Origin of the sequence: Streptomyces sp. NPDC059003 (assembly GCF_042740445.1) — a bacterium.
Classification (GTDB): domain Bacteria; phylum Actinomycetota; class Actinomycetes; order Streptomycetales; family Streptomycetaceae; genus Streptomyces.
This window is the reverse complement of sequence record NZ_JBHYJH010000049.1, coordinates 43090-55270: the sequence shown is the minus strand read 5'-3', so window position 1 is coordinate 55270 and position 12181 is coordinate 43090. Positions and strand designations below refer to the sequence as shown.

The window sequence follows — 12181 nt, the reverse complement described above, 5'->3', positions numbered from 1 at the left end:
CAGGTCCCGGGCGCGTGGTCTACCTCTGCCCGCCGTGCCGCTTCGTCCTGGGGGTCGTGCCGCTGGAGCAGCATCCTGCGGGCAGTGACGGGCGTGCCCGGTACGAAGAGGAGGCGCCCGCCTGAGAGCCCCGGTCCGGCGCCCCTGGGGATGTCTGCCGGACCGGACGTGAGGCGCCCCCGCTCCGTGGTGTCACCGGAGCGAGGGCGCTTCTTGCCCTCGGGTTCTTAGGCTGTCCAGCCGTTCCGGGTGGCGACCTCGTACATGACGTCGATCGCCGTCGCCCCGCACACGGCCAGTGGGACGGCGCCGGGGGCGTCCTCGGTGACGCGGATCTCGTAGTCGAGGACGAGGGAGGCCAGCGCGCGTGTCAGGAACACACCGAGGTGGCGCTCCATCAGTTCGGCCCCCGTGCGATCGTTCTCGGTCACCGCGAGGGCGTACTCATGCGCGGCGGCGTGCAGCGTTTCAAGAGCGGTGTCCTCGAAGCGCTCCGGAAGCTGGTCCGCCCCGGCCAGGCAGAGCAGCGGCTCAGGGATGGGGAGCGCTCCGGCGCGCTCGCTGGATGCTGTGTCAGATGGGCCCTTGTCAGGGTCCCCGGCGTAGATACAGTCAGCCATGGGTCGTCGCCTGCCTAGGTCAGGTGTCGATCAAGGCCCTGTCTGGTGTTCCCGCACCTGGCAGGGCCGTCTTCTTGCTCGGACCGTCCTGCGGGGCGAAGAGCGTGTCAAGGGGGAGCGCGGCCCCCGAGGGGGCAGGTCCGTCCGTGCCGCCAGTTAAGGATATTTCGGCCCCCATGCTTACGGCTGACCAGCGTTTACGCAGGTCAAGCGCAGCGCTTAGACGGGCATACTGCGCGACTACCTGGACTAGGTCCTCGCCCTTCCGGCGGCGCCCGGGAGGCCGCGTACGGCACCTGAGAGCCGCGACAGGCGGCGCCTGCCAGCACAGCGCGCAACAAAGGCCCGAAGCCTCTTACGAGGGGCTCCGGGCCTTTCTGCTGCCTGCGTGGCGAGTGTGCGGGCGATGCCACGGTGGTTGACTCTGGGTACGCGACCGCAACCCAGAGTGAGGATTTCGTATGCGTCGTCCCTTCGCCCGCACGTTGGCCGGAGCGCTGGTCCTGGGTGCCGCCGCGGCGGCGCTGCCCCTGGCTTCCACGGCCCCCGCGACAGCCGACAGCATCGTCATCGGAGGCACTCCGGTGCGGGTGGCCGACAGCCCGTGGGCGGTGGCGCTCTCCAGTCGTGACCAGTTCGGAGGCACGAGATCCGGCCAGTTCTGTGGCGGCGCCGTCATCGCGCCGAAGACGGTCCTGACCGCGGCGCACTGCCTGAGCCGGGACGTGCTCGGCACCTCGCTCAGCCAGGTCGACGACCTGACGGTCATCGCGAACCGGGGCGACCTGAACACGCGTAAGGGGCAGGAGATTCCGGTACGAGGTGTCTGGATCAACCCCGAGTACGACAGCGGCACGAACGCCGGTGACGTCGCTGTCCTCAGCCTCTCCCGGCCGCTGCCGGAGCGGTACGCGCTACGGATGGCCGGCGCGGGGGACGCCGCGTACAGGCCGGGCACAGGGGCGGCCGTGTACGGCTGGGGTGACACTACGGGGAGGGGTGATTACGCGCAGACGCTGCGCTCGGCGCGGGTGACGGTGATGTCGGACGCCGTCTGCGAGAAGGCCTACCGGGACAGCTCTGCCGGGACGTACGTGGCCTCGTCCATGCTGTGCGCGGGCGAGCCGCAGGGCGGGCGGGACGCCTGCCAGGGGGACAGCGGCGGGCCGCTGGTCGCGCGCGGGCGGCTGATCGGCCTGGTGTCGTGGGGGAGCGGCTGCGGCAGGGCGGACAGCCCCGGGGTCTATACGCGGATCTCGGACGTGATCCGCGTGACCAAGTGGTACGGCTGAAGTTCCCCCAGCTGCGCCTCAGGAGGCCCTGTACGGCGCTGTCGCAGCCGCGCTGCGGAGGCCGATGCCGAGAGGCCTTGGACATGAGACCGGGCGGCTGCTCCCTGGGTGCAGGGGGCAGCCGCCCGGTCGCCGGTCTGGTGGTCCGGCGCTCGCTCGTCGTGGTGCGAGGCGTCAGCGTTCCTCTTCGGAAGCGTTGGCCGGCACGGCCGTCAGGCGCTCCGTCTCGTCCTGTATCTCGGCGGCGATCTTCTTGAGTTCCGGCTCGAACTTGCGGCCGTGGTGGGCGCAGAAGAGCAGTTCACCGCCGCTCAGCAGGACGACGCGCAGGTATGCCTGGGCGCCGCAGCGGTCGCAGCGGTCAGCGGCCGTCAGGGGGCTCGCGGGGGTCAGAACAGTAGTCACGTCGCCTCTTCTCTAGCTCGACGAGCTGTCGTACCAGGGTCAACATCCAACCAGGCCGAAAACGTTCCCGCTCGTGGCTTTTCCTCGAATTTTTCTTTCGAGGCGGCTGTCTGCTGCCGGTTGGCGGCGAATGTGCCGTATCGCGTGTCTTACGTGCCGTACGGTTTCGCGCTGTGCTGGGTCGGGTCCTCTCCGGCTGGCTTGCCGGTTGTTCATGAGGACGTGCCCGGAGCCTAAATGGTTCATGCCTGGAAGGGAACGTGACGTGCGCTTCACTCCAACGAGGGATCGAACACGCGTGCGCTTCTGGATTACGCTTGGCCGAGTCGAGGGTGGCGTGACAACGGCTCTACCAGGCCTCGGTACCCTCTGACCGGCAGCCGAAGCCGAGCCCTTACCCCCGAGGGCCTCTCTTGAAATTCAGCGAGGAGCGAACCGCGTGACCGCCGAGACGTCCGTGCCGTCCACAGCGTTGCTGACCGGAGCAGACCGGGACGGTTCCAACTACACCGCGCGGCACCTGCTCGTCCTGGAGGGGCTCGAAGCCGTCCGCAAGCGCCCGGGCATGTACATCGGCTCGACGGACAGCCGCGGCCTGATGCACTGCCTGTGGGAGATCATCGACAACTCCGTCGACGAGGCCCTGGGTGGGTACTGCGACCGTATCGAGGTGATCCTCCACGACGACGCCTCCGTGGAGGTCCGGGACAACGGCCGCGGCATCCCGGTCGACGTGGAGCCGAAGACCGGCCTCTCCGGTGTCGAGGTCGTCATGACCAAGCTGCACGCGGGCGGCAAGTTCGGCGGTGGCTCCTACGCCGCGTCGGGCGGCCTGCACGGCGTCGGCGCGTCCGTGGTGAACGCCCTGTCGGCCCGCCTGGACGTCGAGGTCGACCGCGCCGGGCACACGCACGCCATCAGCTTCCGGCGCGGCGTCCCCGGCGCCTTCGCGAAGGCCGGGCCCGAGGCCTCGTTCGACTCCTCGGCGCGCCTCACCAAGGTCAAGAAGATCCCCAAGACCCGCACCGGCACGCGCGTGCGCTACTGGGCCGACCGCCAGATCTTCCTGAAGGACGCCAAGCTCAGCCTGGAGACCCTGCACCAGCGCGCGCGGCAGACCGCCTTCCTGGTGCCGGGCCTGACCATCGTCGTGCGGGACGAGTTCGGCCTCGGCGAGGGCGGCACCAAGGGTGAGGAATCCTTCCGCTTCGACGGCGGCATCAGCGAGTTCTGCGAGTACCTCGCCCAGGACAAGGCCGTCTGCGACGTCCTCCGCTTCTCCGGGCAGGGCACCTTCAAGGAGACCGTGCCCGTCCTCGACGACCACGGCCAGATGACGCCGACCGAGGTCACGCGGGAACTGGGCGTGGACGTCGCCCTGCGCTGGGGCACCGGGTACGACACGACGATCAGGTCGTTCGTGAACATCATCGCCACGCCCAAGGGCGGCACCCATGTGACCGGTTTCGAGCGGTCGCTCACCAAGACGGTGAACGAGGCGCTCCGTAGCCAGAAGCTGCTGCGCGTCGCCGAGGACGACGTCGTCAAGGACGACGCCCTGGAGGGCCTGACAGCCGTCGTCACCGTCCGCCTGGCGGAGCCGCAGTTCGAGGGCCAGACCAAGGAGGTCCTCGGCACCTCGGCGGCCAACCGCATCGTCGCCAACGTCATCGCCAAGGAACTCAAGGCGTTCCTGACCTCCACCAAGCGCGACGCCAAGGCACAGGCGCGCTCGGTCATGGAGAAGGTCGTCGCCGCCGCCCGGACGCGCATCGCCGCCCGCCAGCACAAGGACGCCCAGCGCCGCAAGACCGCTCTGGAGTCCTCGTCGCTGCCCGCGAAGCTGGCCGACTGCCGCAGCGACGACGTGGAGCGCAGTGAGCTCTTCATCGTCGAGGGCGACTCCGCGCTCGGCACCGCCAAGCTCGCCCGGAACTCCGAGTTCCAGGCCCTCCTGCCGATCCGCGGCAAGATCCTCAACGTTCAGAAGTCCTCTGTCTCAGACATGCTGAAGAACGTCGAGTGCGGCGCGATCATCCAGGTCATAGGAGCCGGGTCGGGACGGACCTTCGACATCGACGCGGCGCGCTACGGGAAGATCATCCTGCTCGTCGACGCCGACGTCGACGGCGCGCACATCCGTACGCTGCTCCTGACGCTGTTCCAGCGCTACATGCGGCCCATGATCGAGGCGGGCCGCGTCTACGCAGCCGTCCCGCCGCTGCACCGCATCGAGCTGATCCAGCCCAAGAAGGGCCAGGACAAGTACGTGTACACGTACTCGGACCGCGAGCTGCGTGACACCCTGCTCGAGTTCGAGCGCAAGGGCGTGCGGTACAAGGACTCGATCCAGCGCTACAAGGGCCTCGGTGAGATGGACGCCGACCAGCTGGCCGAGACCACGATGGACCCGCGCCACCGCACCCTGCGCCGGATCAACATCGCCGACCTCGAATCGGCCGAGCAGGTCTTCGACCTGCTGATGGGCAACGAGGTCGCGCCCCGCAAGGAGTTCATCACGAGCTCCGCGGCGACGCTGGACCGGTCGCGCATCGACGCGTAGCCACGACGCACGCTGGGCGCCGGACCGGGCGAGCGGTCCGGCGCTCAGCGCTTGGTCCCGTTTCGTCACTGGGATCTCCAGCTCGTGGTGTGTGGGCGTCGTCGCGCCGGCGCGCCGCTCGTGAGGCGAGCTCTCCACCCACGGGTGGACGCACCGGATCCACCCACGATCCACCCCTGCTCCGATCTTCTGGCCTGCGCGATTCCGTAGCGTCGAAGACGTCGTACTTCGTCGTCCGCGCACGCCATCGGAGGCCGTGATGCCCGGGTTCGCCAACGCGCTGCTGATCCTTGCCGCAGTCGCTCTGGTCGTCACACGCCAGCTGCGGCCCCAGCACATGACCGGATCCAAGCGCTGGTGGCTGGCGCCTGCCGTACTGGCGTATGTGGGCCTGCGGGAGTCCGGCCTCGTCGACCCGCATCACGAGGCGGAGTCGGTCGTCCTGCTGGGCTGCGAGGTCCTGGTCGGCGCCCTGATCGGTGCCGCATGGGCCAGGACGAGCCACATCTGGGTCGAGCAGGACGGGACCGCGTGGAGCCGGGGGACCAGGGCCACGGCAGCCGTCTGGGGCGTCGGCATAGCCGTACGGCTCGGGCTCATGGGCATAGGCGTCCTCCTCGGAGTCCACCAGGGCACCGGCGCGCTGTTGCTCGCCCTCGCCGCGTCGCTGCTGGTGCGCGCCGGGCTCCTGGAGCTACGGGTCCAGTCCCTGAGCCCGGCCGGGCGGTCATCGGCGGCGTACGGTGACGGAGTGCCCGTGGCGACAGTGAAGGAGCGCGCGTGACGCGTGACACCTGGACGAGCTGGCCCGCGAGAGAGGCGCTCGCCCGTGAGGAACTGACGCGCCCCCGGCGGCTGCTCACCTGGGTCGTACGCGCGGTGTTCGTCGGCATGCTGCTGTGGAGCACCCTCTTCTGCCGGGGGATCCCCGGCTGGGGCCTCGCCCTGGCGGCGCTGGTGATCCTTGCCTGTGTGGGAGCGGCGGCCTGGTACTTCCGCGCCACACTGGAGCGGCGATTGGGTCCTTCGCTGACATCCCTCGGCCTGCTGGTGGCCGCGGGCCTCCTGGCGCATGTGACCGGGTTCGACCTGCCCGCAACCGTGCTGTGGTGCGGCTGCGCCATCCTGGCCCTGGAGCGGCTGCCGCTCGCCGTGGCTGTGATCATCGCTGTGGCGACGCTGGCCGCGTTCGCCGTGGTGAACGAGGATCCATGGCCGACCACGGCGGCCGTCACCGCGGGGCTCGGCCTGTCCGGCTACGTCCTGCGGCTCGACGCCGAGGCCCGGGGCAACGCCCAGCGGCTGCTCGCACAGGAGCGGGCCGCGCGGGCCGCCGAGGCCGAGTCGGCCGCGCTGGCCGAGCGCGCCCGGATCGCCCGGGAGATCCACGACGTGCTGGCGCACAGCCTCTCCGCCCAGCTGGTCCACCTGGAAGCGGCCCGCCTGCTCATCGAGAGGGACGCGGAGCGGGAGCGGATTCTCGGGCGGGTGGTGGCCGCGCGGGCCATGGCGGCCGAGGGGCTCGCCGAGACCCGTCAGGCGCTGTCCGCGCTGCGCGGCGAGATGACGCCGGTCGAGGAGTTCCTGCGGGAGCTGGTCGCGTCGGACGGGGCCGAGGTGGCCGTCTCGGGGGAGCGGCGGACCTTGGCGGCGGAGGCATCACAAGCGGTGCGGAGGGTCGCCCAGGAGGCCCTGACGAACGCGCGCAAGCACGCGCCGGGCGCCATGGTCACCGTGCGTCTGGAGTACGGAGAGGCTGAAGTGTCGCTGGACGTGCGGGATTCCGGCGGAACGCCGGGTGAACTCGCCACCTCCGGAGCCGGGTACGGTCTGCTGGGAATGCGCGAGCGCGCCGAGTTGCTCGGCGGCTCGCTGGAGGCGGGTCCGGAGGAGGAGGGCTTCGTGGTGCGGCTGAGGGTGCCGGGATGACGATGGACGACGGGCGCCAGGAGCGTGCATCCGTGGCGGGGGGTGGTGCCGGTGGTGGGGGCGTTGGCGCGGAGCCGGTGCGGGGCGGCAAGGCACCCGCGCGCGTGGTCGTGGTCGATGACCAGACCGTGGTGCGCGAGGGAATCGTGATGCTCCTGGGGCTGCTGCCGGGAGTCGAGGTCATCGGCTCCGGAGGCGACGGCGAGGAGGCGGTGCGGCTCGTCGCCGAACTGTCCCCGGACGTCGTGCTGATGGACCTGCGCATGCCCCGCTGCGACGGGGCGGAGGCCACCCGCCGGATCCGGTCCGAGTACCCGGGCACACAGGTCGTCGTGCTCACCACGTACGCCGACGACGAGTCGCTGTTCCCCGCGCTCAGGGCGGGCGCGCGGGGATATCTCACCAAGGACGCGGGCGGCGACGAGATCGTGCGGGCCATCGAGGACGTGCTCTCGGGGGACGCGGGGCTCTCGCCGAAGATCCAGCGGCGGCTGCTCGAGCGGCTGTCGGAGCCGGAGTCGCCCGCGCGGCCGGCGGAGCCGCCGGACGGTCTGACCGTCCGGGAGACGGAGGTGGTCGTCCTGATCGCGGAAGGGCTGACGAACCAGGAGATCGCGCGGACGCTGCATGTCTCCACCGCCACCGTGAAGACCCATATCAACAACCTCTTCGCCAAGACGGGCCTCAAGGACCGTGCCCAGGCGGTGCGTTACGCCTACCAGAACGGTCTTGTCCGGCCTCCGGGGAGCACCCGCAGGTGAGTACGTTCATCACCTGATGGGGTGAAGAGCGCGGAGAGAAGAGTCAGGGATCTTCCCCTTCTGTCCATCCTTGGGCACGCAGCCGAACATGGCTGCGGACAAGGAGAGTTCGGTGGAGAACCACGACGGCCGCGATGGCGGGCGGGCCCGGCCCGGCGATCTGAAGGATCCGTGGTACGACGAGCTGGCCTCCGGTTGGGGCGAGCTGGACGGCACGGGCGCGCCGACACCCCGGGCGCCGGCCCCGGCCGCCGCCGCACAGGAGCGCAGCGCGGCAGACATCTACGTGGAGGTGCAGGCGAGCGCCGCCTTCCAGGAAGTGCGCCGCCGCTACCGAAGGTTCGTGGTGCCCGCGGCTGCGGCCTTCTTCACCTGGTACGTCGCGTACGTCGTGACGGCGACGACGGCGCCGGGCCTGATGGCGCGGCCCGTCAGCGGAGCGGTGAACGTCGCGATGCTCGCGGGCCTCGCGCAGTTCCTCACGACGTTCCTGCTGACCTGGGCGTACACACGGCACGCACGGCTGCGCCGGGACCGGGCGGCGCTCGATCTGCGCTGGGCCGTGTTCGAGCAGAAGAGAGAGCAGGAGCTCAAGCAGGGGGCCGAGCGGTGACCGATGACCACCAGACGCTGGCGCTCGTCCTGTTCGGCCTGTTCGTGGCGGTGACGCTCGCGATCACGACGTATGTGAGCCGCAACCGGCAGGGCTCGGCAGAGGAGTTCTACACGGGCGGACGGCTCTTCTCGCCCATGGAGAATGGTTTTGCCATCGCGGGCGACTACATGTCGGCCGCCTCGTTCCTCGGCATCTCCGGTCTGATCGCGCTCTACGGCTACGACGGGCTGCTCTACTCCGTCGGGTTCCTCGTCGCGTGGCTCGTGGTGCTGCTGCTCGTGGCGGAACTGGTGCGCAACTGCGGCCGGTTCACCCTCGCCGACGTCGTCGCCGCGCGGATGCGCGAGCGTCCCGTACGCATCGCGGCGGGAACTTCCTCGGTGACCGTGTCCGTTCTCTATCTGGTGGCGCAGATGGTGGGGGCGGGCTCACTGGTCGCGCTGCTGCTCGGCGGGACGAGCGAGGCGGCGCAGGCGTGGACGGTGATCGGCGTCGGCGCGCTCATGGTCATCTATGTGTCGTTGGGAGGGATGCGGGCCACCACCTGGATCCAGATCGTCAAGGCGGTTCTGCTGATGGGCGGCGCGATCGCGCTGACCGTGCTCGTCCTGACGCGATTCCACGGGGACTTCGACCAGCTTCTTCGCAGCGCCGCCGACCGCAGCGGGCACGGCGGGGACTTCCTGGCCCCGGGGCTGAAGTACGGCGGTGACTGGACCGCGCGCCTGGACTTCATCAGCCTCGGTCTGGCCCTCGTGCTCGGCACGGCAGGGCTGCCGCACATCCTGTCCCGCTTCTACACGGTGCCGACCGCGCGTGCCGCCCGCCGCTCGGTCGTCTGGTCGATCGGGCTCATCGGCAGCTTCTACCTGATGACGATCGTGCTCGGCTTCGGAGCGGCAGCGATCGTCGGCAGCGACGCGGTGCGCGGGTCGAACGCCGCGGGGAACACGGCGGTTCCGCTCCTTGCGCTCGATCTGGGCGGCGGCGCGGATTCCACAGGCGGAACGGTTCTGTTCGCGGTCGTCGCCGCTGTGGCGTTCGCCACCATCCTCGCCGTGGTCGCCGGGATCACGCTCGCCTCATCGGCGTCCGTGGCCCATGACCTCTATGCCTCGCTGCGGCGGCCGGGCGCCAAGCCGCGCAGCGAGGTGGCGGTGGCGCGCGTGGCCGCGGTCGGGATCGGGATCCTCGCGATCGGGCTCGGCCTGCTCGCCCGCGACCTCAACGTCGCGTTCCTGGTGGGCCTCGCCTTCGCCGTCGCCGCGTCCGCCAACCTTCCGGCGCTGCTCTACTCGCTGTTCTGGCGGGGGTTCACCACGCGGGGCGCGGTGTGGTCGGTGTACGGAGGCCTGCTGCCCGCGCTCGTGCTCGTCGTGCTCTCGCCCGTGGTCTCCGGGGGGCCGAACGCCCTGTTCCCCGGGGTGGACTTCCAGTACTTCCCCCTGGAGAACCCGGGCCTGATCTCGATCCCGCTGGGCTTCGTCGCGGGCTGGCTGGGCACGGTCACCTCACCCGAGCGCGCGGACGAGGCCAAGCACGCGGAGACGGAGGTGCGCTCGCTGACCGGGGCAGGCGCCGTGTGACGCCGACGTGCCGGGATGTTGGCGGATCGGTTCGGCAGGGTAGTCCGGTGAGCCAGGTGGGTCAGGAGAGCAGGGGACGAGCTACCGTCCGTACGCCCACTCGTACCGGTGCTCAGGGCGGCCCGTGTCGCCGTACTTGAGGCTCAGGCTCACCCGGCCCGTGCGCTCCAGGAGCTTCAGATAGCGCTGTGCGGTCTGTCGGCTCAGACGGGTGCGCTCCGCCAACTCCTGAGCGGAGAGCGGCCCGTCAGCGGCCATCAGGGCCCGCCTGACCAGCTCCGCGGTCGTGGGGGAGTGCCCCTTGGGCAACTCGGGCGCCGCCGTCGTCGAGAGCGCGCCGAAGATCCGGTCGACCTCGGCCTGCTCCGCCTCGCCCCCGCCGTCCAGGGTGCGGCGCAGCGTCGCGTACGCGTCGAGCTTGGTGCGGAGCCCCGCGTACGAGAACGGTTTGACCAGGTACTGCAGCGCGCCGTGGCGCATCGCCGCCTGCACGGTGGCGACGTCGCGCGCCGCCGTCACCATGATCACGTCGGTCTGGTGGCCGCGCTCGCGCAGGGCGCGCACCACGGTGAGCCCCGTCTCGTCCGGCAGATAGTGGTCGAGCAGCACCAGATCGACCGACAGCTCCTCGACGAGCCGCAGCGCCTCGGCCGCGTTGTGCGCTCGCCCGGCCACGCGGAAGCCCGGAACCTTCTCCACGTAGGCGGCGTTGACGTCAGCGACGCGCACGTCGTCGTCCACGACAAGAACGTCGATCATCGTGTCTCCTCCTGGACGACCGGTTGCGGTTCCGCGAGCCCTTCGGGCAGGACGACGGTGAACTCGGCGCCCCCGTCCGGCGCCACGCCGATCCGCGCGCTGCCGCCCTGCCGTTCGGCGAGCCTGCGCACCAGGGCGAGGCCGATGCCGCGCTTGCCGTGCGCCGGTGCCTGTTTGGTGGTCCAGCCCTCCGTGAAGACCGCCTCACGCTGATCGGGCGGAACCCCGGGCCCGGTGTCGCGCACCCGGAGGACAACCGTGCGTCCCTGTAGTCCCTCGGTACGCACGGCGACCTCCACGCGCGCGTGCCGGGTGCCCGCGGCCGCGTCGAGCGCGTTGTCGACGAGGTTGCCGACGATCGTGACGAGGCCGCCCGGGTCGACGAGCCGGTCGGGCAACGTGGTGTCCTCGGAGACGGCGAGTGCCACGCCGCGCTCCGTGGCGACGGTGGCCTTGCCGACCAGGAGGGCCGACAGGAGCGGATCGTGGATCTTCTCGGTGATCTGCTCCGCGGTCACCCGGTGCGCGCCCGCCACCTCGCCGACGAACTCTGCCGCCTCCTCGTACAGCTCCAGTTCCAGCAGGCCGAGCAGCGTGTGCATGCGGTTGGCGTGCTCGTGGTCCTGGGCGCGCAGGGCGTCGATGAGGCCGTGTGTGGAGTCGAGTTCGCGGCCGAGCTGCTCCAGCTCGGTGCGGTCGCGCAGGGTCGCGACGGCGCCCCCGTCGTCCGTGGGCATGCGGTTGGCGACCAGGACGCGCTGGCCGCGTACGGTCAGCAGGTCGGTGCCCGTGACGCGGCCCGTGAGCACGTCGGTGGTGCGCCCCGGGCCGAGCGCCGCGTCCAAGGGGCGCCCGATCGCCTCCGCGCCGAGCCCCAGGAGCCGCTGCGCCTCGTCGTTGAGCAGCCGGATCCGTCCGCCCCGGTCCAGGGCCACGACGCCTTCCCGGATGCCGTGCAGCATCGCCTCGCGCTCCGCGAGGAGCGCCGAGATGTCGGAGAAGGCGAGGTCCCGGGTCTGACGCTGCACCCGCCGCGAGATCAGATACGCGGCGAGCGCCCCGGCGGCGAGGGCGCCACCCGCGTACGCGAACAGGCTCGGAATCGTGTGGATGAGGCGGGCGCGGACGCTGTCGTACTCGATGCCCACGGAGACGGCGCCCACGATGGTGCCGTCCGCGTCCCGCAGCGGCACCTTCCCGCGCGCGGAGCGGCCCAGGGTGCCGTTGTCGATCTCCATGACGTCGCGGCCCGCGAGCGCGTCACTGGGGTCGGTCGAGACGACCCTGCCGATCTCGTCCCGGTCGGTGTGCGACCAGCGCACCCCCTGCTTGTTCATGATCACGACGTACTCGGCGCCGCTGGCCCTGCGGATCCGCTCCGCCACCGCCTGCACGGGGCCGTCGGCCGAGGCACGTGTGGAGGTGAGGTCCTCGGCGATCCGCGGCTGGGCGGCGGTCGTCTGGGCGATGGCGAGCGCGCGGCGCATGGCCTGGTCGTCCAGCTGGTCGCTGAGCGGCGCGAGGAAGAGCCCGGTGGCGAGCACGGCGACTCCGGCGGCGATCGCCACCTGCATCAGCAGCACCTGCGAGAACACGCGCCGCGGCAGGCCGAGGCGCAGGCGTCTGACAGGGGGAGTCGGGCTCATGGGT

General features: G+C 70.8%; 11 protein-coding genes. 7 read left to right on the top strand and 4 right to left on the bottom strand.

Annotated features, from left to right (window positions below; all coding sequences use genetic code 11):
• Positions 1 to 227 precede the first annotated feature (227 nt).
• Complete coding sequence (locus ACFWZ5_RS19195) at positions 228 to 620, bottom strand: hypothetical protein (RefSeq protein ID WP_384792355.1); 393 nt, start codon at positions 618 to 620, stop codon at positions 228 to 230.
• 461 nt (positions 621 to 1081) lie between these two features.
• Between ACFWZ5_RS19195 and ACFWZ5_RS19190 the strand changes: the two genes are divergently transcribed.
• Positions 1082 to 1912: a S1 family peptidase gene (locus ACFWZ5_RS19190; RefSeq protein WP_384792352.1), complete on the top strand. Its 831-nt coding sequence runs from the start codon at positions 1082 to 1084 to the stop codon at positions 1910 to 1912.
• Between the two features lie 174 nt (positions 1913 to 2086).
• Here the strand turns inward: ACFWZ5_RS19190 and ACFWZ5_RS19185 are convergent, their stop codons facing one another.
• Positions 2087 to 2317 (bottom strand): hypothetical protein, encoded by a 231-nt coding sequence (locus tag ACFWZ5_RS19185; protein ID WP_384792349.1) that lies wholly within the window; start codon positions 2315 to 2317, stop codon positions 2087 to 2089.
• Between the two features lie 439 nt (positions 2318 to 2756).
• Here ACFWZ5_RS19185 and ACFWZ5_RS19180 point away from each other — a divergent pair, with 439 nt between their 5' ends.
• The 6 genes from ACFWZ5_RS19180 to ACFWZ5_RS19155 all read left to right on the top strand — a co-directional run bounded on the left by ACFWZ5_RS19180 (position 2757) and on the right by ACFWZ5_RS19155 (position 9772).
• Positions 2757 to 4880: a type IIA DNA topoisomerase subunit B gene (locus ACFWZ5_RS19180; RefSeq protein ID WP_384792346.1), complete on the top strand. Its 2124-nt coding sequence runs from the start codon at positions 2757 to 2759 to the stop codon at positions 4878 to 4880.
• Positions 4881 to 5139: 259 nt separating this feature from the next.
• Positions 5140 to 5664: a DUF1453 domain-containing protein gene (locus ACFWZ5_RS19175; protein WP_384792344.1), complete on the top strand. Its 525-nt coding sequence runs from the start codon at positions 5140 to 5142 to the stop codon at positions 5662 to 5664.
• Complete coding sequence (locus ACFWZ5_RS19170; protein ID WP_384792341.1) at positions 5661 to 6809, top strand: sensor histidine kinase; 1149 nt, start codon at positions 5661 to 5663, stop codon at positions 6807 to 6809. The genes ACFWZ5_RS19175 and ACFWZ5_RS19170 overlap by 4 nt, the downstream gene beginning before the upstream one ends.
• On the top strand, positions 6806 to 7570 hold the full coding sequence (locus tag ACFWZ5_RS19165; RefSeq protein WP_384792338.1) for a response regulator: 765 nt from the start codon (positions 6806 to 6808) through the stop codon (positions 7568 to 7570). Before ACFWZ5_RS19170 ends, ACFWZ5_RS19165 begins: the two co-directional genes overlap by 4 nt.
• Before the next feature lie 88 nt (positions 7571 to 7658).
• Positions 7659 to 8183 (top strand): DUF485 domain-containing protein, encoded by a 525-nt coding sequence (locus ACFWZ5_RS19160; protein WP_384792335.1) that lies wholly within the window; start codon positions 7659 to 7661, stop codon positions 8181 to 8183.
• Positions 8180 to 9772, top strand: a complete 1593-nt coding sequence (locus ACFWZ5_RS19155) for a cation acetate symporter (protein ID WP_384792333.1) — start codon at positions 8180 to 8182, stop codon at positions 9770 to 9772. The genes ACFWZ5_RS19160 and ACFWZ5_RS19155 overlap by 4 nt, the downstream gene beginning before the upstream one ends.
• Positions 9773 to 9853: 81 nt before the next feature.
• Here ACFWZ5_RS19155 and ACFWZ5_RS19150 read toward each other — a convergent pair whose 3' ends face one another.
• Complete coding sequence (locus ACFWZ5_RS19150; protein WP_384792330.1) at positions 9854 to 10531, bottom strand: response regulator; 678 nt, start codon at positions 10529 to 10531, stop codon at positions 9854 to 9856.
• Positions 10528 to 12177, bottom strand: a complete 1650-nt coding sequence (locus tag ACFWZ5_RS19145; RefSeq protein ID WP_384792327.1) for an ATP-binding protein — start codon at positions 12175 to 12177, stop codon at positions 10528 to 10530. Before ACFWZ5_RS19145 ends, ACFWZ5_RS19150 begins: the two co-directional genes overlap by 4 nt.
• Between the last annotated feature and the right edge of the window lie 4 nt (positions 12178 to 12181).

Bases quoted from the DNA above. Each gene is read 5' to 3' on its own strand.
- ACFWZ5_RS19195 (WP_384792355.1), bottom strand. From the start codon at position 620: ATGGCTGACTGTATCTACGCCGGGGACCCTGACAAGGGCCCATCTGAC.
- ACFWZ5_RS19190 (WP_384792352.1), top strand. From the start codon at position 1,082: ATGCGTCGTCCCTTCGCCCGCACGTTGGCCGGAGCGCTGGTCCTGGGT.
- ACFWZ5_RS19175 (WP_384792344.1), top strand. From the start codon at position 5,140: ATGCCCGGGTTCGCCAACGCGCTGCTGATCCTTGCCGCAGTCGCTCTG.
- ACFWZ5_RS19165 (WP_384792338.1), top strand. From the start codon at position 6,806: ATGACGATGGACGACGGGCGCCAGGAGCGTGCATCCGTGGCGGGGGGT.
- ACFWZ5_RS19160 (WP_384792335.1), top strand. From the start codon at position 7,659: ATGGCTGCGGACAAGGAGAGTTCGGTGGAGAACCACGACGGCCGCGAT.
- ACFWZ5_RS19150 (WP_384792330.1), bottom strand. From the start codon at position 10,531: ATGATCGACGTTCTTGTCGTGGACGACGACGTGCGCGTCGCTGACGTC.
- ACFWZ5_RS19145 (WP_384792327.1), bottom strand. From the start codon at position 12,177: ATGAGCCCGACTCCCCCTGTCAGACGCCTGCGCCTCGGCCTGCCGCGG.